Below are 24,617 nucleotides of genomic sequence, written 5' to 3' on the forward strand. Positions count from 1 at the left end.
GCACCTTATCGCAAATAAGCCCGCCTTGCGGCAGGTCAACGCCTCGGAGCGATTTCGGTTGCCGCGCAGTCGAAGCACGAACGGCGAACGGCCATGTCACGGAGCCGATGCAAATGGTCTCAGTTGCTGCCGTCAAGCAAGCGCTTGGCGATCACCTGCGCCTGGATCTCGGCCGCGCCCTCGAAAATATTGAGAATGCGCGCATCGCACAGGATGCGAGAGGCTGGAAACTCGAGCGCGAAGCCGTTGCCTCCATGGATCTGCACCGCATTGTCGGCGGCGGCCCAGGCGACGCGGGCGGCCAGGAGCTTCGCCATGCCGGCTTCGAGGTCGCAACGCCGCCCTGAATCCTTCTGCCGCGCGGCGTAATAGGTAAGCTGGCGCGCGATCAGGATTTCCACCGCCATCATCGCAAGCTTGTCGGCGACGCGGGGAAATTCGACGATCGGACGGGCGAATTGCGACCGCTGCTGCGCGTAGGCAAGACCCTGATCCATCGCCGCCTGCGCCACGCCGATCGCGCGCGCCGCGGTCTGGATGCGAGCGGCCTCGAAGGTCTGCATCAATTGCTTGAAACCAGCCCCCTCGATGCCGCCGAGCAGGTTGTCGGTGCTGACCTCGAAGCCGTCGAAGGCGATTTCGTACTCCTTCATACCGCGATAGCCCAGCACCTCGATCTCGGTGCCGGACATGCCAGGCGCAGGAAACGGATTCTTGTCATCGCCGCGCGGCTTTTCCGCAAGCAGCATCGACAGGCCGCGATACCCGCTCTGATTTGGATCGGTGCGGACTAGGAGCGTCATCAGGTCGGCGCGCACCGGATGGGTGATCCAGGTCTTGTTGCCGTAGATCTTGTAGACATTACCGTCGCGCACGGCACGGGTCTTGAGTGAGGCGAGATCCGATCCGGTATTCGGCTCGGTGAAAACGGCAGTCGGCAGGATTTCGCCCGAGCCGATCAGCGGCAGCCACTTGCGCTTCTGCTCCTCGGTGCCACTGCCGAGAATGAGTTCGGCTGCGATTTCCGATCGGGTGCCAAGCGAGCCCACGCCGATATAGCCGCGCGACAATTCCTCCGACACCACGCACATGGATTCCTTGCCGAGCCCCATGCCGCCATACTCGTCGGGCAAGGTCAGCCCGAACACGCCGAGTTCCGACATCTGGTCGATCACATCGAGCGGAATATACTGGTTCTTTAGATGCCAGGCCTGGGCATACGGCACCACCTCGCTCGCCGAGAATTTCCTCATCTCTTCACGGATCGCTTCCAGCGTCTCGTCGAGACCGGCATTGCCGTAGGTCGGCTCGGTGTGATGATTGATGATCTCGGCGAGGCGTGCGCGTCGTGCGGACGTGTTGCCGGTGTCGATCAGATGATCGACCGCGGGCTTCATGCGCGACGCCACATCCGCACGCGGCAGGCCGAGATCGGACAGCCGCACCGTCTCGCCCTGGCTCATCGGAATGCCGCCGAGGATCTGCGCCAGATACTCACCGAAGCCGATACGGACCTGCAGGTCCTCGATCTCGCCGTATTTGCCTTCCGCCTGCATCCGCTCGGCATAGGCTACGAGTTGGCGCAGCGCTTCGACATAGGTCGCGAGCCATGCAAGTCCGTGGGTCGCACGCTGCTCGCGGTCGAAGACGCGGTTCATGGTGTCGCCGCCTTCGGTCGCGACGCGCTTCCGCACCGCAATCTGCGCGTCCTGAAACAGCGCTTCCGCAAACGCCACAGCCTCGCGGGCAAGGGGCATGAAAGCATCCGAGACGTCGGACCGTTGCGCTGCGGCTGGCATGGTAAAGCCCCGTTAACAGATGGATCACGGCAACAGACTAATGGTGCAGCGCACAAAAGCAACTGCGAGCTGCGGGGCCGGTATTCCTCCGATAATTAACCATTTCCGGCTTTAATGCTGCTGCCAAATCGCAGGCGAAGCCATCATGCAAGCCGCTCCCCTCCCCAGCGCTGGTCAACCTGTCCGCCGTGTCGGCTGGAGCCCTTCACGGCTGATACGCGCGCTGTCGGTCCGCTCGCGCATTCTTCTGATCGCCCTGATTCCAGTCCTGGGGCTCGCTGCCACCGGCGCCGCTTTCATGGCCGGCGAACGCGAGGTTGCCGACGCCTTCGAGCGCTACCGGCGCGCGGACGCGACCGCCGCTGCCAGCCACAGGCTGAAGGAGGCTATCAGCCAGATGCGGATTGCCGCCCGGGATTTTGCCGCCGACCCCAGCGACGACACGATCAAGGATTTCGAAACCGCAAGTTTGCAGGCGCGCAACAACCTGGCTTTCATCGAAAGATCGCTCGATCAGACGGAGCGCATGCGGATCGCATGGATCCCGAATCGCCTGAAGGACATCGACGGCCGGTTCGCCGAGGTCATACGCGATCAGCGCAAACTCGGATTTTCGGAGAAAGACGGCTTGCGCCGTCAGTTGCACGATACGGGTGTTGCGGTCGAGCGCGTCATCAACCAGGGCATTGCATGGCTGGGCGAAAACGAAGCAAGAAAGCTCCTGGTGTCGCTCCTGATGATGCGGCGCTACGAAGCCGAGCAGCGCCTCAAATCGACCAGCACATCCTACACCTTGTTCTTCGCGGAATACGACAACTTCGCCAACACGATCAAAAGCGTTGCCGCAACGCCCGAGCACCGCGCTGAATTGGAAAGCCGCGTCAAGGCTCTCGCAGATACCTTCGCGGCCTGGTCCGCAACCGCCGACAGGTTGCGTCCCAATCTCAAGATCATCGATCTCGAGACGCAGCAACTCGCACCCGCCGCCGATGCCATCATTCAAACCGCGAGCGTGGGCGCGACCCGTTCAGCAGCGCAACTCTCCGAGGCGCAGAGCCGCACCTGGTCGATCATCCTGTCATTCGGCATCGTCTCGGCGAGTCTCGGTTTGGCGCTGAGTCTGCTGATTGGCTGGAGCATCACCCGGCCCTTACAGAGCCTGGCCGACGCCATGGCGCAATTGGCCAAAGGTGACACCGCGGCGGTGATCCCCGGTACGCGCGCCCGGGACGAGATCGGGGACATGGCGCGGACAGTGATCGTGTTCCGGGACACCATGCTGGAGCGCGAACGTCTCGCCGAATCGCAAAGCGAAACCGCGAAGGCGCGCGAGATGCGCAATTACACCATTGCGGCCACCATCGCGCGTTTCGAGAAGTCGGTGGACGATATGCTCGGCCGGGTCCGCGGAGCGGCGCAGCGTCTCGAAACCGCATCCAGCCGGCTCAATGCATCTGCCGACGACATGTCGGCCGAAGCGCGGACGGCGGAAAGCCGCGTGCTGGCCGCGTCCGGCAATGTCACCGCCGCGGCGGGGTCGGTCGAGGAACTGGCGGCCTCGATCGGGGAAATTGCCGGCCAGGCACATCAGTCGACGCAGGTCGCCGGACGGGCCGTCTCTGAGGCACGCCGGACCAGCGCAACCATGGCGGAACTCGCCAATGCCGCAACGCGGATCGGCGAAGTCGTCAACCTGATTTCGTCGATCGCCGGGCAGACCAATCTGCTGGCGCTGAATGCCACCATCGAAGCCGCTCGCGCGGGCGAGGCCGGCCGCGGCTTTGCGGTGGTGGCCTCGGAAGTCAAATCTCTGGCCGGCCAGACCGCGCGGGCAACCGAAGATATCGCCGGGCAGGTCGGCGCCATCCAGTCGGCCGCTGCGGATGCCACGGATGCGATCACCCAGGTCAACCGTATCATCGAGGATATGTCGTCGCTTGCCGCCAATGTGGCGCTTACCGTCGAACAGCAGAGCACCGCGGTGACGATTATCGCGGAAGGCGTCAGCAATGCCTCCGGCGCGGCTCGCAATGGCGCCGAAGCCATGAGCCGCGTTTCGACGGCGACGGTGGACGCGCGAGCGACGGCGGCGGATGTAAGGGCGCTTGCCGATGCCCTTGCGGTCGAGGCGGAGGGGCTCGATTCCCGGATCCGCCAGTTCCTGATCGAGGTACAGGCGGCCTGATCTCACGCTTAGGCGAGCGCCTCACGCGGCCCTTGAGCCGGCCGCGCGCTTTGCCTATGTCGCTTGAGCAAATGCACCGGGGCGCCCTTTGAAATTGCTCAAACGAACATATCGCGTCGTCATGGACGCCTTCTGGCAGTTCAATGCCGACGATGGCTGGGCCATCGCGAGCCATATCGCGCTGTCGACCCTGATGGCGATGTTCCCGTTTTTCCTGGTGCTGACCGCGCTCGCGGGCGTGTTCGGGTCGCAATATCTCGCCGACGAAGCCGCGAACCTCGTCCTCGAGGCATGGCCGGAAGAGGTGGCCGGTCCGATCTCACGTGAAATTCACAACGTGCTGGTTGGCGCCCATGGACAGGTGCTGACCGTGGGCGTGGTGCTCGCGGTCTATTTCGCGTCGAGCGGAATCGAAAGCCTGCGCATCGGCCTCAACCGCGCCTACACCGCGGTGGAGACCCGCTCGATCTGGCTGCTGCGGCTGGAATCGATCGGCTACGTCATCCTCGGCGCGCTCGGCCTGCTCGCCTTGTCATTCCTGGTTCTGCTTGCGCCATTGATCTGGACCACACTGATCCGGCGCTTCCCGGCGCTTCAGCCCTTCGGCGAAGTGATCACGCTGGTGCGGCTCTTAACCGCGAGCGTGCTCCTGATCGTGCCGTTGTTCGTCGTTCACAAATGGCTGCCGGCCGGCAAGCGCAGCCTGATGGAAATCCTGCCGGGCATCCTGGTCACCCTGGCGCTATGGCTGATCACCGGCATCGCGTTCGGCCGCTATCTCGCCGACTTCGCCTTCACCTATTCGGTCTATTATGCCGGCCTTGCCTCACCGATGATCGCGCTGGTCTTTCTCTACTGGACAGCGTCGATCTTCCTCTATGGCGGCAACCTGAACGCCATGATTTCGAGGGCGCGCGCAGATCAGGAGCCGGCGCCCGTCTAACACCCGGCCGCCGGTGGCGGTGAACACACCGGGCCGCGCAGGCACTCCGAGAATAGAGGCGCCGAGGCTACCCGCCCGCCGCCTCGATCGTATCCTCAAGATTGCGCAACCCCGTGCGCGGCGCCGACACCAGCACCGCCATGTTGCCCGGCTTATGCTGGTTCTTCCACATCAGCTGATGCGCGGCCGGGATCTTGTCCCACGGAAACACTTCGCCCATGCAGGGATCGATGCGGCGGTCGATCACGAACTGGTTCGCCGAACTCGCCTGTTTCAGATGGGCGAAGTGCGACCCCTGGATTCGCTTCTGCCGCATCCAGACATAGCGCGCGTCGAACGTGATGTTAAAGCCGGACGTGCCGGCGCAGAACACGACCATGCCGCCGCGCTTGACCACAAGGCATGACACCGGGAACGTCGCTTCGCCCGGATGCTCGAACACGATATCGACATCGCGTTTTCCGGTGATGTCCCAGATCGCCTTGCCGAACTTGCGCGCCTCTTTCACCCAGTCATTGTATTCCGGCGTATTCACCGTCGGCATCTGACCCCAGCAATTGAAATCCTTGCGGTTGATCACGCCCTTGGCGCCGAGACCTAGAACATAGTCGCGCTTGGTTTCGTCCGAGATCACGCCGATCGCGTTGGCGCCCGAGGCCGCGCAAAGCTGCACGCCGAACACGCCAAGACCGCCCGACGCCCCCCACACCAGAACATTGTCGCCCGGCTTCAGCGTATGCGGCGAATGTCCGAACAGCATGCGATAGGCGGTTGCGAGCGTCAGCGTGTAGCAGGCAGCCTCTTCCCAAGTCAGATGCGCGGGCTTCGGCATGAGCTGTCGCGACTGCACCCGACAGAATTGCGCGAACGAACCGTCGGGCGTCTCGTAACCCCAGATGCGCTGCGAGGTCGAGAACATCGGATCGCCGCCGTTGCACTCTTCGTCGTCGCCGTCATCCTGATTGCAGTGGACGATGACCTCGTCGCCGACCTTCCAGCGCTTGACCTTGGGGCCGACCGCCCAGATAACGCCGGAGGCGTCCGAGCCCGCGATGTGATACGGGTGCTTGTGCACATTGAACGGCGAGATCGGCTGACCAAGGCCGGCCCAGATGCCGTTGTAATTCACGCCCGCAGCCATCACCAAAACAAGCACATCGTTCTCGCCGATCGGCCAGGTTGGTAGCTGCTCGATCTGCATCGACTCTTCGGGCGGACCGTGCCGTTCCTGCCGGATCGCCCAGGCATTCATCTTTTCGGGGACGTGTCCCAGCGGCGGGATCTCGCCGACGGCATAGATATCCTTAACCATTTGCAGCTTCGGCGCAGCGGTCATGGCGGTTCGGGCTCCGGCTCGTACGAGCATGAATTGTGACCCAGACCATATTGCGCCGCAACAGAGTTCACGCCACCCAAAAGTTGCAGTGGGAACTTTGCAGGGTGGCGGGGGGAGTTTACCGTGTTGCGGCAGACTGTCGCGCAAGGCGCGCATTTTAGGCCTTTTCTCAGGCTTTCCGGTCGAAATGGGCCTTTCGATCGACGTTCCAGGCGAACTGCATGCTGCGCCCGATCAGCTTCGAGGCCTTGGATACGACCCTGCCGATTTTGTCGCGCGGGTTTCCCGGCATGCGTCCAGGGGACTGGACCTCGGCAATCGCAAGATTGCGTGCCTTCGGCGCATCCGACATGCAGACAGGCGCGGGCTATCTGCTGGAGCACGACGGCAAGGATGTCGGCGTTATTCTCACGATCCCCAGTACACGCAGCGACGACTCTGGCGAGCCGCGCCGCGTCGTCAATCTGTCGAGCTGGTACATCGACCCGGACCACCGCTGGCGCGCGCCGCGGATGTTGCAAACCGTCACGGCGTGCAACGCAACCCTGTTCACCGATCTGACCGCGACACCGTCGGTGCGCAACATGATCGGCCGCCTTGGATTCCGCGGCTGGACCGAGGGCACGCTGGTTTTCGCGCTGCCGTGGCACGCGATGAAAGCCGCCGGATCGTCTCACGTGGTGCCGTTGCGTGACCTGCCACCCGATGCGTTCGCCGGACCGACCCGCCGGATGCTCGACCGGCACGCGGCGCTGGACTGTATCAGCGGCGGATTGTGGGACGGCGCGGCGCTGCACCCGCTGATCTTTTCGCGCAAGATCTATCGCGGCATTCGCGCCGCAAGGCTGGTCTTCGCCGACAGCCGCGCCGCAATGTTCGCGCATTTGCCGGCGATCGCGCGCTTCCTCCTGCGTGAGAGGATCCTGCTGCTCGCGGTCAATGCCGACCAAAGCGAACGCGTCCCCGGCAGCCTGTTCACGCGGCGAACCTCGCCGGCCTTTTACAAGGGGCCGGCCGCGCCAGCACCGTGCGATCTCGCATTCTCCGAATTCGTCTTCCTTCAGATCTGACCGCGACCATGGCAGGAGCAAACATGTTGGCACCCGAAAAGATCGACATCCGAGCCACCGTCGCCGATTTTCTGCGCGAACGATTTCCGGCGCTGGCCGGCAAACCCCTCGACGATGCGACGCCGCTGCTGACCGGCGGCGCCATCGACTCGCTCGGCATTCTCGATCTCGCCGCGTTCCTCGGAGAACGGCTGGGCGTCGAGATCGGGGACGAGGACTTCGAGCCCGCCAACTTCGAGACATTCGGCAGTCTGGTCGCGTTCGTGGAGCGACGGAGATCGTGATCCGCGCGCCACTTCTCGTCCACGATCTGCTCGGAGAAGCGGGAGACGAGGACCGCGTCGCGCTCGTCCACGACTCGCGCCGTCTCGCTTATTCCGACTTGCGCGCGCTCGTTCGCTTGCAGGCGGCTGCGCTTCATGCAGCCGGATTGCAGCGTGGCGACCGGGTCGCGATCCTGCTTCCGAAATCGATCGAGGAATGCGCCGCGATCTTTGCGGTGAGCTGCGCCGGAGGCGTCTGCGTCCCAGTCAATCCGTTGCTGCGGCCGGCCCAGGTGCGCCATATTCTGGAGGATTGCGGCGCCGCGATCCTTCTCACCGATTCAGCGCTCCACGAGACCCACGCGGCGGCGCTTGCGGACCTCGACGGGCTGACGGTCATCGATGCCGGCGCGTTGCCGGCCGCGTCCGAACGCGATCTGCCTTCATCGGGAGCCATCGGCGAGGACCTTGCCGCCATCCTCTACACCTCCGGCTCGACCGGTCGTCCCAAGGGGGTAATGCTCAGCCACCGCAACCTGATCGCGGGTACGCGCATCGTGCGTAGCTATCTCGGGATCAACTCCGACGATCGCATTCTGTCGATCCTGCCGCTGAGCTTCGATTACGGGCTGAACCAGTTGCTGACCGCTGTGGAACAGCGCGCCACGCTCGTTCTGCTGACCTTCCGCTTCGGCGACGAGATCGTACGCACGATCCGCGATCATGGATGCACCGGGTTGGCCGGCGTGCCGACCGTCTGGTCGATCCTGACACGCGCGGCGCCGCTCCTGCCGAAAACGCCACTGCCATCGCTTCGCTACATCACCAATTCCGGCGGCGCCGTGCCGTCAGCGACCACCGCGCGCCTGCGCGAGTTGCTGCCCGACACCAGCATCTACCTGATGTACGGCCTCACGGAAGCCTTCCGCTCGACCTATCTGCCGCCTGATCAGGTGGACCAGCGGCCGACGTCGATCGGCAAGGCCATTCCCGAATGCGAGGTGTTCGTGGTCACGCCTGATGGTCGCCGCGCCTATCCGGGCGAGCCCGGCATCCTGGTGCATCGCGGACCGACGGTGTCGCTCGGCTACTGGAAGCGCCCCGAAGATACCGCGCGGGTGCTGCGCCCGAACCCACTGATCGAGCCCGGCTGTGGCGCCGACATCGTCTGCTATTCCGGCGATCTGGTGACGCAGGACGAGGATGGCTTTTTCTATTTCGTCGGCCGTGACGACGCGATGATCAAGTCGTCGGGCTATCGCATCAGTCCCAGCGAAGTGGAGGAGGTGCTGATGGCCACCGGCGGATTCCGCCAGATTGCCGTCATCGGCCTGCCCGACCCGGTGATTGGTCAGCGCGTACATGCGGTCGCGGTCGCGCGCGAACAACCGATCGATGTGCGAAGCGCGCTGACGGCTGCCGCTGAGAAGCTTGCCGCCTTCATGCTGCCGCGTGACATCGAACTGGTGAGCGAATTGCCCGTCACGCCGAACGGCAAGGTCGATTATAAGGCGCTGGTGGCGAAGCGGGCCGATCATGCCGGTCATTGACGCCTCCGCCAGCCGCTCGCTCGCGCTGACCTTGGTCGCGGAGCATTACGCTGCCCGCGGCAGAGACCTGCTGATTGGGGGCTTCACGATCCAAGCCCTGGCCGAACGCTTCGGTACGCCGCTCTACATCTACGACGCGGAGGCGATGCGCCGTTCGTTCATGGCGCTGAAGATCGCGCTGAGCGGCTTTGCCAGCATCGTCTATTCCATCAAGGCGAATCCGAACCCCGCCATCGCGGGCATCTTCGTCGAACTCGGTGCCGGAATCGAGATCGCATCGGCCGGGGAATACGAGCGCGCGCGGCAGGCCGGCGTTGCCCCTCAAGCCATCCTGTTTGCCGGGCCGGGCAAGCGCGACGACGAACTCAGCCACGTCGTGCAAAACGGCATCGGCGAAATTCATCTGGAAAGTCTCGAGGAGATGATGCGCCTCGATGCAATCGCGGCCCGCGCAGGCGCGCGTGTCGCAGTCTCCCTTCGCATCAATCCGGTTTCCGCTGCGCAGGGCGGCGCGATGCGGATGGGTGGCAAACCGTCTCCCTTCGGGTTTGACGAAGAGCAGAGCGACGAGGTGCTGCGGGCGCTGGCGTCGGCCGTCCATCTCGACCTGTGCGGGGTGCACCTGTTCGCCGGCACCCAAATTCTCGACGCCAATACCCTGCTCGCGCAATGGCGGCATGGGATCGACGTTGCCGCGCGGATCGCCCGCGCGGCGCAACGCCCGCTGCGCAGTATCGATCTCGGCGGCGGCCTCGGCATTCCGTATTACGCCGGCGACGTAACCCTCGATCTCGCGTCCATCCGGAACGGGACCGGCGCGCTTGCCGCGCAGAAGATGGCCGAGCCGCTTTTGCGTGATGCCGGTGTCATCGTTGAGCCCGGCCGCTACCTGGCCGGACCCGGCGGGCTCTATGTCGCCCGCGTGATTGCCAGCAAGATCTCGCGTGGCACCCGCTTCATCGTAACCGATGGCGGCATGCACCATCACCTCGCCGCATCCGGCAATCTCGGCCAGGTGGTGAAGCGGGATTATCCCGTGATCGCACCTGCGCGCATGGATGCGACTTCGTTCGAGCGCGTCGTCGTCGCCGGGCCACTCTGCACGCCGCTCGACACGCTGGCGCGCGCGGTTGACCTCCCCGCGCTCGAAGCCGGCGATCTCGTCGCGGTGATGCAATCCGGCGCTTATGGATTGTCGGCCAGCCCCGTTGGCTTCCTCAGTCACAAGGCTCCGGCTGAGGTGCTTGTGGATAACGGAACCGCCACTGCAATCTAGACCGGCACGTTCCGGGGGCGTCGTGAAGGCCTGCCAACCACGCAATCCCTTCGCCTTGCTGGCAAAACAACCGTTGCGGATCGCACGCAACCGGATATGCTGCGCTGCAATAATATGCTGCAGGTTGGCTGGACGTGCGCTGGATTGCACCCGGTCTTTCGCTGACTTCCGGTTCCGGCCGCAGTAGAATGCTCTCGCTGCAATGCAACAAAGCCGCGGGGGCGGGGCTTAGGCAGCGGGTCCCCGCGCATGTCGGGGAGACAGAAATGGGTATCGAGAGCCTTATCGTCTGGTTGATCGTCGGCGGTGTCGCGGGCTGGCTCGCCGGCCTGATTGTGAAGGGTTACGGCTTCGGCCTGATCGGCAACATCGTGGTCGGCATCGTCGGCGCCTTCATCGCCGGCTGGCTGTTCCCCCGGCTCGGAATCTCGATCGGTGGCGGCATTATCTCGGCGATCATTTACGCGATGATCGGTGCGGTGATCCTGCTCGTGATCATCGGCTTCTTCAAGCGCTAGGGCCAACGCTGCGCGGAGACTGAATGAGCGATAGCGCGAACGATAAGTCGAAGAAGGACAGACCCTGGATTTTCCGGACCTATGCCGGGCATTCGACCGCTGAAAAGTCGAATGCCCTCTACCGGCAGAATCTCTCGAAGGGCCAGACCGGACTGTCCATCGCCTTCGATCTCCCGACCCAGACCGGCTACGATTCCGACCACGTGCTCGCCGCAGGTGAGGTCGGCAAGGTCGGCGTACCGGTTTCCCATCTCGGCGACATGCGGGCGCTGCTCAACGGCATTCCGCTCGCCGAGATGAATACGTCGATGACGATCAACGCGCCGGCGGCCTGGCTGTTGTCGCTGTATGTCGCCGTTGCGGACGAGACCGGCGCGCCGCGCACGAAACTCACCGGCACGACCCAGAACGACATCATCAAGGAATATCTGTCGCGCGGCACCTATGTGTTTCCGCCCGGCCCGTCCATGCGTCTGATCAAGGACACGATCCTGTTCACGACGAAGGAAATGCCGAAATGGAATCCCATGAATGTGTGCTCGTACCACCTGCAGGAAGCAGGCGCGACACCCGTTCAGGAACTCGCTTACGCACTCGCCACGGCGATCTCGGTTCTCGACATGGTGAAGGCCTCGGGCGAAGTGCCGGACGGCCAGATGGGCGAGGTCGTCGGCCGCATCTCGTTCTTCGTCAATGCCGGCATGCGCTTCATCACCGAAATCTGCAAGATGCGCGCCTTCGTCGACATGTGGGACGAGATCACCGCGCAGCGTTATGGGGTCGCCGATCCGAAGCAGCGACTGTTCCGCTATGGCGTACAGGTCAATTCGCTCGGCCTGACCGAGCCGCAGCCGGAAAACAACGTCTACCGCATCTTTCTGGAAATGCTCGCGGTGACGCTGTCGAAAAAGGCCCGTGCCCGCGCCGTGCAACTGCCGGCCTGGAACGAAGCGCTCGGCCTGCCGCGTCCGTTCGATCAGCAATGGTCGCTGCGTGCGCAGCAGATCCTCGCCTATGAATCGGACCTGCTGGAATACGGCGACATCTTCGACGGCTCGACCGAGATTCAGAACAAGGTCGATGCGCTGATCCGCGCGGCCAAGGAAGAGCTGGCCACCATCGACCGGCTGGGCGGCGCCGTTGCCGCGGTCGAGATGGGCTACATGAAGCAGCAGCTGGTCGAGAGCAACACCCGGCGGCTGGAGGCAATCGAAAGCGGTGACAATGTCGTCGTCGGCGTCAACAAGTTCACCGAGAGCGAACCCTCGCCGCTGACCGGCGGCATCGACGCGATCATGACGGTATCGCACGAGGTGGAAGCGGAGCAGATTGCGCGGCTGAATGCCTGGCGATCTTCTCGCGACGCGAAGGCCGTCGATGCTGCGCTCGGCGAACTGCGCCGCGCCGCCAAGGAAGGCATCAACGTGATGCCGGCCTCGATCGACTGCGCCAAGGCAGGCGTCACCACCGGCGAATGGGGCGCGGTGTTCCGCGAGGTGTTCGGCGAATATCGTGCGCCGACCGGTGTGCCGAAGGCCGCGCGCCAGGTGGGCGGCGAATTGCTCGAACCGGTCCGCGCCGAAGTCGAGCGGGTCTCGCACAAGCTTGGCCATCGCATGAAATTCCTGGTCGGCAAGCCCGGCCTCGACGGCCATTCCAACGGCGCCGAGCAGATTGCGGTGCGGGCGCGCGACGTCGGCATGGACGTGATCTATGCCGGCATCCGCTTCACGCCGGCTGAACTCGTGAAGACCGCGAAGGATGAAGGCGTCGACGTGATCGGACTGTCGATCCTCTCGGGGAGCCACGTGCCGCTGGTGCGCGACGTGGTCGAGCGGATGCGCGCCGAGGGGATGGACGACGTGCCGGTGGTGGTCGGCGGCATCGTGCCGCCGGAGGATGAGGCGACGCTCAAAAACGCCGGCGTCGCCGCCGTCTACACGCCGAAGGATTTCCAAATCAACCAGATCATGTCCGACGTGGTGCGGATCGTGGAACAGAAGAATTCGAAAGCCACCGTTTGACGTGTAACTTGTGTCGCCTCACACGGCCGTTTCTTGCTGCCGGGCGACGGCACGTGCCAAGGCTTCCGCCAGAGCCGCCGGACGCACCGGTTTGGTCAGATAATCCGTCATCCCGGCTGCACGCGCCTTCAGGATATCGTCCTCCGAAGATCGTCCCGAAACGCCGATGATCGGGATGCGGCCGGCTTCGCCCGGCAAGGCGCGGATCCGGCGCGTCGCCTCCAGTCCGTCGATATCCGGCAGCGTGACATCCATAAGCACCAGATCGTAGCCGCCGCCTGCCACTGCCGTGATGGCCGCCGCGCCGGTCCCCGCGAAATCCATGCGATGGCCGAACTCGGTCAGCACTGCGTTCAACACCACCCGACCGAACGGATTGTCCTCGGCGCAGAGAATGCGCAGCGAACCTGCAGGCACACCGTTCGCATCGCCGTCGCCATCCGCCGCGCGGGCACGGCCCGATACCGGCTCCACCGCCACCGTCAGCGTGAAGGTCGAGCCCTCGTCCTTCTTGCTGGCAACGCCGAGATCGCCGCCCATCGCCCTGGCCAGCCGCTTCACCAGCACGAGGCCGAGCCCGGTGCCGCCATAGCGCATCGACACTGCGCGGCTGGCCTGGGCGAAGGGACGAAACAGCTTTGTGATCTCCGCTTTGGTCAGGCCGATACCGCTATCGCTCACCGAGAAGCTGAGCCGCACGCGGCCACGCGGTGCGGGCTCCGCTTTCGCCCCAAATCTCACGCCGCCGCGCGCCGTGAATTTCACCGCATTGTCGATGAGATTTTCGAGTGCGGCCCGGATCCGCACCGGATCGCCAATCGCCTGCGCGGGGAGACTGCCCGCAATGTCCATCTCGGCGGCCAAGCCGCTCCGCGCGGCGCGGGCTGACAGCGAAGCCGCAATCGCTTCGGCAAGCTCCACCGGCGAGAACACATCCTTGCGCAAGGCAAGACCGCCGCGGTCGGCCTTCACGGCGTCGAGCACCAGCGACGTTTGCTGAGCCAGATGATCGGCGGCGCTGCGGATTGCCCGTGCCCAGCCGCGTTCGCGCTCGGGCAGATCGCAGGCGATGAGCAAATCCGAGAGCGCGAGGATGCCGGTCAGCGGCGTACGGATATCATGCGCGAGCGAGGCCAGCGCGGCTTCCAATGCCTGGCGATGTGCGGGCACGACAGCTTTGGGCTTGCGCGCGGTTTTGCGCGCCCGCTTCACGGCCTTCCGTTTTGGTGTGCCCCGCCCCATGATTCGATTTTGCCAGCATGACACGGCCCCACAGGGGCGGCCATTCACGGTTCCGGCAGGCTGATCATCCGCCGGATGTCGGCGGGGGTTACACCGCCCGCCCGCAGGGAGCGGAGTGCGGTCGCCTGCGTCGACTTCGACAGCTTGCGGCCGGATGAATCGACGATCAGGCGGTGATGCCGATAGGCCGGAGCCGGCAGCCCCAGCAGCGCCTGCAACAGCCGGTGGACGCTGGTCGACCAGAACAGATCCTGTCCGCGAACCACACGCGTCACGCCCTGGAGTGCATCGTCGACCACGACCGACAGGTGATAGCTCGTCGGCATCTCCTTGCGGGCGAGGATGACGTCGCCCCAGGCGTCCGGCCGCGCCGCGATCTCACCGGTCTCTCCGGCCGGGGCGCGCCCGGCTTCGCTCCAGCTCAATGCACCTGCGCGCGCGACGGCTTTCGCCATATCGAGTCGTAGCGCATAAGGTTCGCCGGCAACCATCCGTGACGTGCGCTCAGCATCGCTCATGCTGTTGCGGCTGCCGGGATAAAGCGGCGCACCGTCCGGATCGCGCGGCCAGTTCGCGCCACGCTCGGTGACGAGGGCCGCAATGTCGCCGCGGCTTTCGAAACTCGCATAGACGAGGTCCTGCGCCTGCAGCGTTTCGAGCGCTTGCCGGTAAGCATCGAAATGTTCCGATTGCCGCCGCACCGGCTGTTCCCATGCCACCCCGAGCCAGGCGAGATCGTCATAAATAGCGCTTTCGTATTCCGGCCTGCAGCGGGTGCGGTCGATATCCTCTATCCGCAACAGCAGGCGGCCTCCGCTTTCGGCAGCGAGATCGGCGTTCATCAGCGCCGACAACGCATGGCCAAGATGCAGAAAGCCGTTCGGTGACGGCGCAAAACGGAAAACGGGTGGCGTCATGTCTGGCCGCTGGCTCTGACACCCTCTCCCCGTGAGGGAGAGGGTTCCGAGCGAAAGCGAGGAACCGGGTGAGGGGTTTCTTGCACAAACAATATTGGAAAGTTACCCCTCACCCGGTTCGCATCTTCGATGCTCGCCACCCTCTCCCTCAAAGGGGAGAGGGTGATGGAGAATGCCGCACGCGACGATGACCCAGTTCCTCCACACCCAATCCGATCTCGCTCTGGCGCTCGCACAGCTTGTGCGGGCCGATCCGCGCCTTGTGCCCGTTCTGGAGAAAGCCGGCGAACCTGCACTTCGTCGCGGCGAGCCCGGATTTCCCGGCATCGCCCGGATCATCTGCGGCCAGCAATTATCGACCGCCAGCGCCGGCGCGATCTGGGGCCGGCTGCAGGCGGCCTTCGATCCCTTCCATCACGATTCGCTCCGCCGCGCGCGCGCCAACCGGCTGGGCCGGCTCGGACTGTCTGCAGCCAAGATCAAATCCATCAAGGCGATCGCGAATGCGCTCGCCAAAGGCGAACTCGATCTCGACCATATCGGACAAAGCGACGCTGACACCGCCCATGCCGCGCTGATCGAGATGCACGGCATCGGCCCCTGGACCGCCGACATCTATCTGCTGTTCTGCCTCGGCCATGCCGATGCGTGGCCGGCCGGCGATCTCGCCTTGCAGGAATCAGCGCGTATCGCGCTCGGTTTGGAGGCCCGGCCCAGCGCCAAGGAACTGACGGCGATCGCTGACGCATGGCGGCCCTGGCGCGGCGTGGCGGCGCATCTGCTCTGGGGCTATTATCATGTGGTCAAGCGGCGCGAGGGCGTTGCGGTCGACACAAAACCGAAGCCATCGGGCAAGAAACCGGCGGCAGCCAAAGCCACAAGGAAAGCGAAGCAGAATGGCCGAACCCAACGTCCCGGTGCTGTCGGGACCAAGCCTCGAACCAAAAAGCGGTAAGGCCAAACGGCTTGTCGTGTTTCTTCACGGCTATGGCGCCGACGGCAACGACCTGATCGATATCGGCCGCGCCTGGCAGCCGATCCTGCCGGACACCGCCTTCGTGTCGCCGCACGCGCCTGAGCCCTGCGGCCAGGCACCGGTCGGACGGCAATGGTTCGGCCTGACCTTTCGCGATCCGGACGAGCGCTGGGTGGGAGTGAATCAGGCGGCGCCGGCCCTGCAGGCCTATCTCGATGCAGAATTGCAGCGGCGGCAATTGCCGCCCTCGGCGCTGGCTCTGGTCGGCTTCAGCCAAGGGACCATGATGTCGCTGCATGCCGGACTGCGCCGGCCGGTCGCGCCGGCGGCCATCGTCGGCTATTCCGGGATGTTCATCATGCCGGGTGACGGTCCGCCCGAAACCGTCGAGGGCGAGATTGCCGCACGCCCGCCGATCCTCCTGATCCACGGCGACCAGGACGAATTGATCCCGGTCCAGGCGCTATTCCACGCCTCGTCGTCACTATCCGCGCTGGATGTGCCGGTGGAATGGCACATTTCGAAGGGCATCGGCCACGGAATCGACCAGGAGGGGCTGCGCCATGGCGGCGAGTTCCTGGCGCGCCGATTCGGGCTGTGACGGGCCTTTCTTCCCCGCCGCCGCCCGGCGCCGGGGAGGAAACAGCGCAGCCGCGGTAAGCCTTAGTCGCACCTTCACATTCCCGTCACGCTCCCCTATACATTAGGGGCTATCCCGGTGCTTGAAAGGAGCGCCATCGCTTGAACGTGCACGTCTCGCCCGCGGGATTTCCGGCACTGGTTCTGAACGCCGATTTCCGGCCGCTGAGTTATTACCCGCTGTCGCTGTGGTCCTGGCAGGACGCGATCAAGGCGGTGTTTCTCGAACGCGTGAACATCGTTGCGAATTACGACCGCGCGGTGCGCTCGCCAAGTTTCGAGATGAAAATTCCGAGCGTCGTCTCGCTCAAGACGTTCGTCAAACCCTCAACGCATCCGGCCTTCACACGCTTCAACGTGTTCCTGCGCGACAGATTCGCCTGCCAGTATTGCGGCGCCGCCGACGACCTGACATTCGATCATCTGATCCCGCGCTCGCGCGGTGGTCTCACCACCTGGGACAACGTGGTGGCCGCCTGCTCGCCCTGCAATCTGCGCAAGGGCAGCAAGACCATGGCGGAAGCGAGCATGCATCCGGCGCAATTGCCGTTCCAGCCGACGGTGCAGCATCTGCATCGCAACGGACGGCTGTTTCCGCCGAACTACCTGCACGAAAGCTGGATGGATTATCTCTACTGGGACACCGAACTGGAGCCGTGACGCGCTTGTTCAACTGCGTCCGTTTTCTTGTTCGGGTCTAAGACGCGTCTAGCCGACACTCAGCTCAGCTTCTCTTTCGGCGGCAGCGTCAGCCACACGCGCCACGCGCCCCAGCCTGCAATCAGCGCCAGCACCAGCGAGATGATCGCGTTGTAGCCCGCGAGCGAAATGCCGAGGAAGCTCCACGGAATTTCGTCGCAGCGCACCACCCTGATGCTTTTCAGCTTGTCGAGCAGACCGCCCGCGGTGCCGAGATCGGTCAGCCCCCCACCGGAGCAATCGCGCGGGCCTTCCCAGAATTTCCACTCCACACCGGCGTGATAGGCGCCGAGACCGGCGTTCCACAGCATGCCGAGCGCGATCACCGCCAGCGCCGCGAACAGCACCTTGCGGGACGCGCCGACAGACGATCCGAGCAGCACCATCAGCGCCAGCGGAATTGAGAAATAATAAGCGTAGCGCTGTTCGAGGCAGAGCGGACAGGGCGGCAGTTCCATAACAATCTGGAAGAACCAGGCGCCCAGAATGGTCGCCAGCCCCAGGATCGCTACCGCGCCCGCGGCGAGCTGCACCGGCTCGTTGCGCTTCATGTGGTCGAAGGTGGCGGCAAGGTCGTTCATGGCATGGCCCGGTAGCGCTTCGATCGGACCCGCATTCACGGGAAAGCAGGCGGTCCGTCAAGACACAGGGCCGCGAGCGAGGCGCACCGGCCCCAACGCTGCGCCGGGCCGGCGGAAAGTCCGGATTGCAAATCCGCTTGATCGCCCGGGTCGATCCCCTTATGTCTGCCGTCGGGCGAGTTTACGCTTGCCCCGCGCCCGAAAAGCGTCTTGTCGCGGCGTTGCCCCTGTGGCGGAACTGGTAGACGCGCCTGACTCAAAATCAGGTGGCCGTAAGGTCGTGCTGGTTCGATTCCGGCCAGGGGCACCACTCAACGCGAAGCAAGCTTGGATATTCATCTCCATCGCGGCACTGACGGCTGCCGACCAAGCGCGCTCGCCGAACGGGGTCATGCGCCCGTCTGCTCCACGCTGATCTCGCGCTGGATGTCGTCGGCCTTGAAGCCGATCGCTTCCGCCGCGCGCACGCCAGGCAGCACCGCGACGTCGTAGAGTTCTTCGATCGTGTGTTCGAAGCGCAGCCATTCGACGATATGTCCGGTATCGATGTCGACCACGAGCAGGCCGCAGCGGGCCTCGGCGTCTTTCGCGCGCAGCCGTTCGTCGAGCGCCAGTCCATCGAAGGTCTTGTTGCGCCGCGGCTTAGACAAGCCGATCACGGCGTGACGGCCGACAAAGGCGAGGCCGCGCGCATAGCCCGGACAGAATGCAACCGCCGTGAAAGCGCCGGTCGCCGGATCGATGATGCCGAATTCCCCGGTCCCGGAATTGTGCAACCACAGTCTGCCGTCATAGAGCCGCGGCGAGTGCGGCATCGACAGGCCACTCGCCACGATTTCGTTCGATGCGACATCGATCACCACACCGCCATCCTGCCGCCGTTCGCGCCAGCCGTCCGCGACATCGGAACGGCTCACCGCGGTGACAAAGGCGGGCCGCGTCCCGTCCATCGCAAGGCCGTTGAGATGGCAGCGATCCTCCGGAGCGAGCGCGCTCAGGAATTTCGGGTGCCACAACGGACGGAAGCTCGCGGTCTGGCTTATGGTGGCGAGGCAGCCGTAAAGTGTGTTGACGAAAATCGGCCGCCGTACGCCCTCGACAGCGCCGAGCGCGATGTCATGGATGTCGGTGCGGCCGGTGATGCGGCCCTCGCGCGGCACGAATTTGCGGTCAGCACCGGCTGGCGTCGTCTCGCCTGCGCGCAGCACATTCTCGAACCGCCAAAGCGTGTAGAGCCCGCTGGTCCACAGCGTCTGTCCGTCGGTCCACAACCCCTGGCATTGCTCGATGATGCGTTCATGCGCCCGCACGCTGCCGTCCGGCTTTCGACCTATGAAAAACAGCCGCCCGGCCTGATAGGTGGTCAGCGCAAGGCTCACATCGGCCGCCTCCAGCCACGCTGCGAAGCGCGGCGATAGCATCAGCGGGTTGGCGTTGCGGGGGATCTCGGTCACGGCGCTTTCCTGCCAGGTTCAGACGGCAGCTCTATCAGCAAAGCCCTACGCCTTGGCTAAGCTGGCGGAATATCCGCTCCGGTTGCGCAACGAAATCCGGCTGCGCGGTAACCATCGGACAGATTGTCACGCGTTTGTGGGTCCTGCCGGGTTGACCGCAGCATGGAACATCGCGCAATTTGCAGTTAAGAAACGTTTAATTCTTGCGGCCAGTCGCTTCCTGTCCGGCGGCAAGCGCAACCAGCCGCTGCGGGGAGCGGTCTTTTCCCTCTGATGCATGTCGCAGTTGCGTCGCCGGTTCGGCGCGCAGGTGTTGCGGTTGCGTGGTGATGTAGAGAGTGAGGAATGCCGCATGACTGCGCCGAAATTAACCGGCCTGACCTCGCCGGCCACGTTTCTGGAAAACACGATCAACGCGGCACCGCAACTGCTTGCCGCCAGCATCATCTTCACCGACCCCGACAACAACTTCGACGGTGGCACGCTGACCGTTGCCGGGCTGTTGGCGGAGGACAGCATCGCGATCCGCAATCAGGGCGCGGGCGCGGGGCAGATCGGCGTCTCCGGCAGCAATGTCAGCTTCGGCGGCACGGTGATCGGCACGTTTGCCGGCGGCAATGGCGCGACGCTGACCGTCACCTTCAACGCTTCGGCCACGGCGGCGGCGATCGACGCGCTGATCCAGAATCTCACCTATGCCAATGCGTCCGATACCCCGACCGCGAGCCGCACGCTCACCGTCACGGTCACCGATGCGGCGGCCGAAGCCACCACGCGCGCAAGCTTCGCCGCGGCGATCGGCACCGCCAATCCGTTCAACGGTGTCACTGTGGGTCGCGTCTCGGCACCGACGTTGGCGGACCTCGACGGCGACGGCGATCTCGACGCCGTGGTGGGCGAGTATGACGGGACGCTGAATTACTTCCTCAACACCGGCAGCGCCACCGCGCCCACCTTCGCGCAGCAGACCGGCGCCGCAAATCCGTTCCCCTTCATCGACGTGGGCAAATGGTTCACCCCCACGCTGGCCGACCTCGATGGTGACGGCGATCTCGATGCCGTGGTCGGGAAATTCGACGGAAATCTGATTTATTTCAAGAACACCGGCAACGCCACCGCGCCCGCCTTCACGCAGCAGACAGGCGCCGAAAATCCGTTCCACTTCATCGACGTGGGCTATCGTGCCAAGCCCACGCTCGCCGACATCGACGGCGACGGCGATTTCGACGCCTTGGTGGGGATGTACTACGGCCCCTATTTTGGGGACGACAATCTGGCCTATTTTCTGAACACCGGCAGCGCCACCGCGCCCGCCTTCGCATATCAGCCCGGCGCCGCCAGTCCGTTCGACGGCATCGTTGGGGGTCCGACTCAGCCCCACGCTGGCCGACCTCGACGGCGACGGCGATCTCGACGCCGTGGTGGGGTTAAACTACGGAACTCTGGCCTATCTCCTCAACACCGGCAGCGCCACCGCGCCTGCCTTCGCTTATCAGCCTGGTGCCGCAAATCCGTTCAACGGCATCGATGTGGGATTTGACTCTGTACCCACGCTGGCCGACCTCGACGGCGACGGTGATCTCGACGCCGTGGTGGGGGAAAACTTCGGCGGCAGTCTGATCACCTTCCTCAACACGCCGGCGGCGGGCATTCCGATCGTGGTCAATGTCACGGCGCAGAACGATGCGCCGGTCCTCACCGACGTGACCTCGTCGGTCACGTTCCTGGAAAACACCGTCAACGCTGCGCCGCAGCTGCTAGACACCAGCGTCACCTTCACCGACCCGGACAGCAACTTCGACGGCGGCACGCTGACCGTCACCGGGCTGCTGACGGAGGATAGCGTCTCGATCCGCAACCAGGGCAATGGCGCGGGCGAGATCGGGCGATCCGGCAGCGATGTCAGCTTCGGCGGCACGCTCATCGGCACGCTCGCTGGTGGCAATGGCGCGACGCTCACCATCACCTTCAACGCTTCGGCCACGGCGGCGGCGATCGACGCGCTCATCGAGAACCTCACCTACGCCAATTCATCCGACGCGCCGGCCGCGAGCCGCACGCTGACCGTCACGGTCACCGATGCGGCGGGCGCTGCGATCACGCGGGCGAATTTCGCGCAAGCCACCGGCGCCGCCAATCCGTTCAACGGTGTCTATGGTGGCTACTCCAAGCCCTCACTGGGCGACCTGGACGGTGACGGCGATCTCGACGCCATTGTCGGGCAAGCTGACGGTACGCTGCATTTTTTTCTCAACACCGGCAGCGCCAGCGCGCCCGCCTTTACGCGGCAGACCGGCGCCGCCAATCCGTTCAACTTGATGGATGTAGGGTACAATGCAGCACCGGCGCTGGCCGATCTCGACGGCGACGGCGATCTCGATGTTGTGGTGGGAGCTTTTTTTGGAGATCTGAATTATCTCCTCAACACCGGCAGCGCGACCGCGCCCGCTTTTACGCGTCAGGTCGACGCCGCCAATCCGTTCAACTTCATCCTTCCGGGCTCTTATTCCACCCCCGCCCTGGCCGACCTCGACGGCGACGGCGATCTCGACGCCGTGGTGGGCGAGTATGACGGTACGCTGAATTATTTCCTCAACACCGGCACCGCCAACGCGCCCGCCTTTACGCAACAGACCGGCGCTGCCAATCCGTTCGACGGAATCGATGTGGGAGAGTTATCGACACCCACGCTGGCCGACCTCGACGGCGACGGCGATATCGATGCCGTGGTGGGGGAGTGGTATGGAACGCTGCGCTTTTTCCTCAACACTGGCAGCGGCTCGGCGCCGGTGTTCGTTGAGCAGACCGGTGCCGCCAATCCGTTCGATGGCATCGACGTGGGAAACTCCGCCCTTCCAAGCTGGTCCGCTCCAACATTGGCCGACCTCGACGGCGACGGCGATATCGATGCCGTGGTGGGGGAGACCGACGGCACCCTGGGCACCTTCCTCAACACGCCGTCCGCGGGCATTCAGATCGCGGTCAATATCACGGCGCAGAACGATGCGCCGATGCTCACGAATGTGCCTCGCCGGTCACGTTCCTGGAAAACACCGTCAACGCCGGGCCGCAATTGCTCGATGCGGATGTCACCTTCACCGACGGCGACAACAACTTCGACGGCGGCACGCTGACCGTTGCCGGGCTGTTGGCGGAGGATAGCATCGCGATCCGCAATCAGGGCAATGGCGCGGGCGAGATCGGCGTCTCCGGCAGCGATGTCAGCTTCGGCGGCACGGTGATCGGTACCTTTGCCGGCGGCAATGCCGGTACGACACTTGCCGTCACCTTCAATGCGTCCGCCACGGCGGCGGCGATCGACGCGCTGATCCAGAACCTCACCTACGCCAATTCATCCGACACCCCGACCGCCAGCCGCACGCTGACCGTCACGGTCACCGATGCAGCGGGCGCTTCGACCCGTGACCTGTCGCAGCCGAGCTTTGCGCAAGCCACCGGCACCGCCAATCCGTTCGACGGCATCGATGTGGGATCCGCCTCAGCCCCCACGCTGGCCGACCTCGATGGCGACGGTGATCTCGACGCCGTGGTGGGCGAATTCGACGGCACTCTGAAATACTTCCTCAACACGGGCAGCGCCACCGCGCCCGCCTTCACGGAGCAGACCGGCACCGCCAATCCATTCAACGGCGTCGATGTGGGCTTTTTTTCCGCGTCCACGCTGGCCGACCTCGACGGCGACGGCGATCTCGACGCCGTAGTGGGGGAAGGTGGGGGTACGCTGAAATACTTCCTCAACACGGGCAGCACCGCGGTGCCGGTGTTCGTTGAACAGACCGGCGCAGCCAATCCGTTCGACGGAATCGCTGTGGGAGGGTCATCGACACCCGCGCTGGCCGACCTCGACGGCGACGGCGATCTCGATGCCGTGGTGGGGCAAAATCTTGGCGGTACGCTGAATTATCTTCTCAACACCGGCAGTTCCACGGCGCCGGTGTTCGTTGAGCAGACCGGCGCCGCCAATCCGTTTAATGGTACCCTTCAGCGAAGCAACGCGGCCCCGGCGCTGGTCGACCTGGACGGTGACGGCGACCTCGACGCCGTGGTCGGGGATAGGGATGGAAGGCTGTCGACTTTCCTCAACACCGGCAGTTCCACGGCGCCGACGTTCGTTGAGCAGACCAGCGCCACCAATCCTTTCAACGGCATCGTTTCGGCCATCCCCTACTCCGCACCGACGCTGGCCGACCTCGATGGCGACGGCGATATCGATGCCGTGGTGGGGGATACTTCCGGAGGGCTACGCACCTTCCTAAACACGCCGGCGGCAGGCATTCCGATCACGGTCAATGTCACCGAGCAGAACGACATTGGCGTCACCATCGTTGGGTCAAGAAAAGCCGACCTGGTCGATGCGACCAACACCGTTGCCGGACAGCCGCTGCCGACTAACAACGACGACACCATTTTCGGCAACAGGGGCAATGACGATCTGTCCGGCCTGCTCGGCGACGACACCATCGACGGCGGCAGGGGCAACGACATCCTGCGCGGCGGCGGAGGCAACGACATCCTGCAGGTCAAAAGGGAAGAGGGAGCCGGCGACATTTTCGAGGGCGGCCTGGGTTCAGATACCCTGCAATTCATCGGTGGCGGCAACGTCAAGCTCGCCGGCTTCAATGCCAGCGCATCCTCGATCGAGATTCTTCAGGGCAACGGCAAGGGGCTGAAAGGCACGTCGGCCGCGGATACTTTCGATTTCAGCGGGCTGACGTCGATGTCAGCTGTCGCCTTTGTCGACGGCAATAGCGGAGACGACACGCTGATCGGCTCGGTCTTTGCCGACGATCTGCGGGGAGGAGGAGGCGCCGACCGTCTCGACGGCGGCGATGGCGCCGATCTGTTGAAGGGCGGCAACGGCGCGGATACGTTCGTATTCGCCGACGGCTATGGCGCGGACACCGTGCTCGACTATCAGGCGGGCAAGGACGTCATCGACCTGACCGGGGTCGCGGGCGTCAACGCCTTCGGTGATCTCTTCCTGACCCAGATCGACAAGAAGTCCGTGCTGATCGACTTCGATGGCGTTCTCGGCGGCGACACCCTGACAGTGCAAAAGACCACGATTGCGCAACTGACCGCAAATCAGGCGGATTTCCTGTTCTAGCGAAACGCGTCCGAAAC

21 protein-coding genes and 1 tRNA gene are annotated in these 24,617 nt (G+C 64.3%); 16 read left to right on the plus strand and 6 right to left on the minus strand.

Annotated elements, in window-relative coordinates; all coding sequences use genetic code 11:
- Positions 1 to 119: 119 nt before the first annotated feature.
- Complete coding sequence (locus AC5I5I_RS01380) at positions 120 to 1,757, minus strand: acyl-CoA dehydrogenase family protein (RefSeq protein WP_495969336.1); 1,638 nt, start codon at positions 1,755 to 1,757, stop codon at positions 120 to 122.
- Between the two features lie 187 nt (positions 1,758 to 1,944).
- Here AC5I5I_RS01380 and AC5I5I_RS01385 point away from each other — a divergent pair, with 187 nt between their 5' ends.
- Both AC5I5I_RS01385 and AC5I5I_RS01390 read left to right on the plus strand, forming a co-directional pair.
- The gene (locus tag AC5I5I_RS01385; protein WP_495969337.1) at positions 1,945 to 3,984 is read left to right on the plus strand and encodes a methyl-accepting chemotaxis protein; all 2,040 of its coding nucleotides are present in this window, start codon (positions 1,945 to 1,947) and stop codon (positions 3,982 to 3,984) included.
- Between the two features lie 88 nt (positions 3,985 to 4,072).
- Positions 4,073 to 4,927, plus strand: a complete 855-nt coding sequence (locus AC5I5I_RS01390; RefSeq protein WP_495969338.1) for a YihY/virulence factor BrkB family protein — start codon at positions 4,073 to 4,075, stop codon at positions 4,925 to 4,927.
- Positions 4,928 to 4,994: 67 nt separating this feature from the next.
- Here AC5I5I_RS01390 and ccrA read toward each other — a convergent pair whose 3' ends face one another.
- Positions 4,995 to 6,263: a crotonyl-CoA carboxylase/reductase gene (gene ccrA / locus AC5I5I_RS01395; protein ID WP_495969339.1), complete on the minus strand. Its 1,269-nt coding sequence runs from the start codon at positions 6,261 to 6,263 to the stop codon at positions 4,995 to 4,997.
- A 221-nt stretch (positions 6,264 to 6,484) separates the two neighbouring features.
- Between ccrA and AC5I5I_RS01400 the strand changes: the two genes are divergently transcribed.
- From AC5I5I_RS01400 to AC5I5I_RS01425, 6 genes are all read left to right on the plus strand, one after another.
- Positions 6,485 to 7,333 (plus strand): hypothetical protein, encoded by an 849-nt coding sequence (locus tag AC5I5I_RS01400; RefSeq protein ID WP_495969340.1) that lies wholly within the window; start codon positions 6,485 to 6,487, stop codon positions 7,331 to 7,333.
- 23 nt (positions 7,334 to 7,356) lie between these two features.
- A complete protein-coding gene (locus AC5I5I_RS01405) occupies positions 7,357 to 7,617 on the plus strand; it encodes an acyl carrier protein (protein ID WP_495969341.1) in 261 nt (86 codons plus the stop codon).
- Complete coding sequence (locus AC5I5I_RS01410; RefSeq protein ID WP_495969831.1) at positions 7,617 to 9,146, plus strand: AMP-binding protein; 1,530 nt, start codon at positions 7,617 to 7,619, stop codon at positions 9,144 to 9,146. Before AC5I5I_RS01405 ends, AC5I5I_RS01410 begins: the two co-directional genes overlap by 1 nt.
- A complete protein-coding gene (locus tag AC5I5I_RS01415) occupies positions 9,133 to 10,422 on the plus strand; it encodes a type III PLP-dependent enzyme (RefSeq protein WP_495969342.1) in 1,290 nt (429 codons plus the stop codon). The genes AC5I5I_RS01410 and AC5I5I_RS01415 overlap by 14 nt, the downstream gene beginning before the upstream one ends.
- Before the next feature lie 266 nt (positions 10,423 to 10,688).
- Positions 10,689 to 10,940, plus strand: a complete 252-nt coding sequence (locus tag AC5I5I_RS01420; protein WP_495969343.1) for a GlsB/YeaQ/YmgE family stress response membrane protein — start codon at positions 10,689 to 10,691, stop codon at positions 10,938 to 10,940.
- Positions 10,941 to 10,963: 23 nt separating this feature from the next.
- Complete coding sequence (locus AC5I5I_RS01425) at positions 10,964 to 12,964, plus strand: methylmalonyl-CoA mutase family protein (protein ID WP_495969344.1); 2,001 nt, start codon at positions 10,964 to 10,966, stop codon at positions 12,962 to 12,964.
- Between the two features lie 18 nt (positions 12,965 to 12,982).
- On the opposite strand, the gene AC5I5I_RS01430 is transcribed toward AC5I5I_RS01425, so the two are convergent.
- Positions 12,983 to 14,134 (minus strand): ATP-binding protein, encoded by a 1,152-nt coding sequence (locus AC5I5I_RS01430; protein WP_495758596.1) that lies wholly within the window; start codon positions 14,132 to 14,134, stop codon positions 12,983 to 12,985.
- A 116-nt stretch (positions 14,135 to 14,250) separates the two neighbouring features.
- Complete coding sequence (gene gluQRS / locus AC5I5I_RS01435) at positions 14,251 to 15,123, minus strand: tRNA glutamyl-Q(34) synthetase GluQRS (protein WP_495969345.1); 873 nt, start codon at positions 15,121 to 15,123, stop codon at positions 14,251 to 14,253.
- Between the two features lie 172 nt (positions 15,124 to 15,295).
- On the opposite strand from gluQRS, the gene AC5I5I_RS01440 reads away from it, so the two are divergent.
- The 3 genes from AC5I5I_RS01440 to AC5I5I_RS01450 all read left to right on the plus strand — a co-directional run bounded on the left by AC5I5I_RS01440 (position 15,296) and on the right by AC5I5I_RS01450 (position 17,398).
- Entirely contained in the window at positions 15,296 to 16,078 is a 783-nt protein-coding gene (locus tag AC5I5I_RS01440) for a DNA-3-methyladenine glycosylase family protein (RefSeq protein WP_495758518.1), read from the plus strand.
- On the plus strand, positions 16,020 to 16,700 hold the full coding sequence (locus AC5I5I_RS01445; protein WP_495758519.1) for an alpha/beta hydrolase: 681 nt from the start codon (positions 16,020 to 16,022) through the stop codon (positions 16,698 to 16,700). The genes AC5I5I_RS01440 and AC5I5I_RS01445 overlap by 59 nt, the downstream gene beginning before the upstream one ends.
- 140 nt (positions 16,701 to 16,840) lie before the next feature.
- Positions 16,841 to 17,398 (plus strand): HNH endonuclease, encoded by a 558-nt coding sequence (locus AC5I5I_RS01450; protein ID WP_495969346.1) that lies wholly within the window; start codon positions 16,841 to 16,843, stop codon positions 17,396 to 17,398.
- Between the two features lie 59 nt (positions 17,399 to 17,457).
- Here the strand turns inward: AC5I5I_RS01450 and AC5I5I_RS01455 are convergent, their stop codons facing one another.
- Positions 17,458 to 18,018: a disulfide bond formation protein B gene (locus AC5I5I_RS01455; protein ID WP_495969347.1), complete on the minus strand. Its 561-nt coding sequence runs from the start codon at positions 18,016 to 18,018 to the stop codon at positions 17,458 to 17,460.
- 223 nt (positions 18,019 to 18,241) lie between these two features.
- Here AC5I5I_RS01455 and AC5I5I_RS01460 point away from each other — a divergent pair.
- Positions 18,242 to 18,328 (plus strand) — tRNA-Leu (locus tag AC5I5I_RS01460).
- 79 nt (positions 18,329 to 18,407) lie between these two features.
- Here AC5I5I_RS01460 and AC5I5I_RS01465 read toward each other — a convergent pair.
- Positions 18,408 to 19,472, minus strand: coding sequence for a TIGR03032 family protein (locus AC5I5I_RS01465; protein ID WP_495969348.1), 1,065 nt, complete (start codon positions 19,470 to 19,472; stop codon positions 18,408 to 18,410).
- Between AC5I5I_RS01465 and AC5I5I_RS01470 the strand changes: the two genes are divergently transcribed.
- From AC5I5I_RS01470 to AC5I5I_RS01485, 4 genes are all read left to right on the plus strand, one after another.
- The gene (locus AC5I5I_RS01470; protein WP_495969349.1) at positions 19,453 to 19,746 is read left to right on the plus strand and encodes a hypothetical protein; all 294 of its coding nucleotides are present in this window, start codon (positions 19,453 to 19,455) and stop codon (positions 19,744 to 19,746) included. The genes AC5I5I_RS01465 and AC5I5I_RS01470 overlap by 20 nt on opposite strands.
- 78 nt (positions 19,747 to 19,824) lie before the next feature.
- Positions 19,825 to 21,012: an FG-GAP-like repeat-containing protein gene (locus AC5I5I_RS01475; RefSeq protein ID WP_495969350.1), complete on the plus strand. Its 1,188-nt coding sequence runs from the start codon at positions 19,825 to 19,827 to the stop codon at positions 21,010 to 21,012.
- Positions 20,894 to 22,606, plus strand: coding sequence for an FG-GAP repeat domain-containing protein (locus tag AC5I5I_RS01480; protein WP_495969833.1), 1,713 nt, complete (start codon positions 20,894 to 20,896; stop codon positions 22,604 to 22,606). The genes AC5I5I_RS01475 and AC5I5I_RS01480 overlap by 119 nt, the downstream gene beginning before the upstream one ends.
- Complete coding sequence (locus AC5I5I_RS01485) at positions 22,546 to 24,600, plus strand: FG-GAP-like repeat-containing protein (RefSeq protein WP_495969351.1); 2,055 nt, start codon at positions 22,546 to 22,548, stop codon at positions 24,598 to 24,600. The genes AC5I5I_RS01480 and AC5I5I_RS01485 overlap by 61 nt, the downstream gene beginning before the upstream one ends.
- Positions 24,601 to 24,617: the final 17 nt, after the last annotated feature.

This window comes from Pseudorhodoplanes sp., from assembly GCF_059499825.1.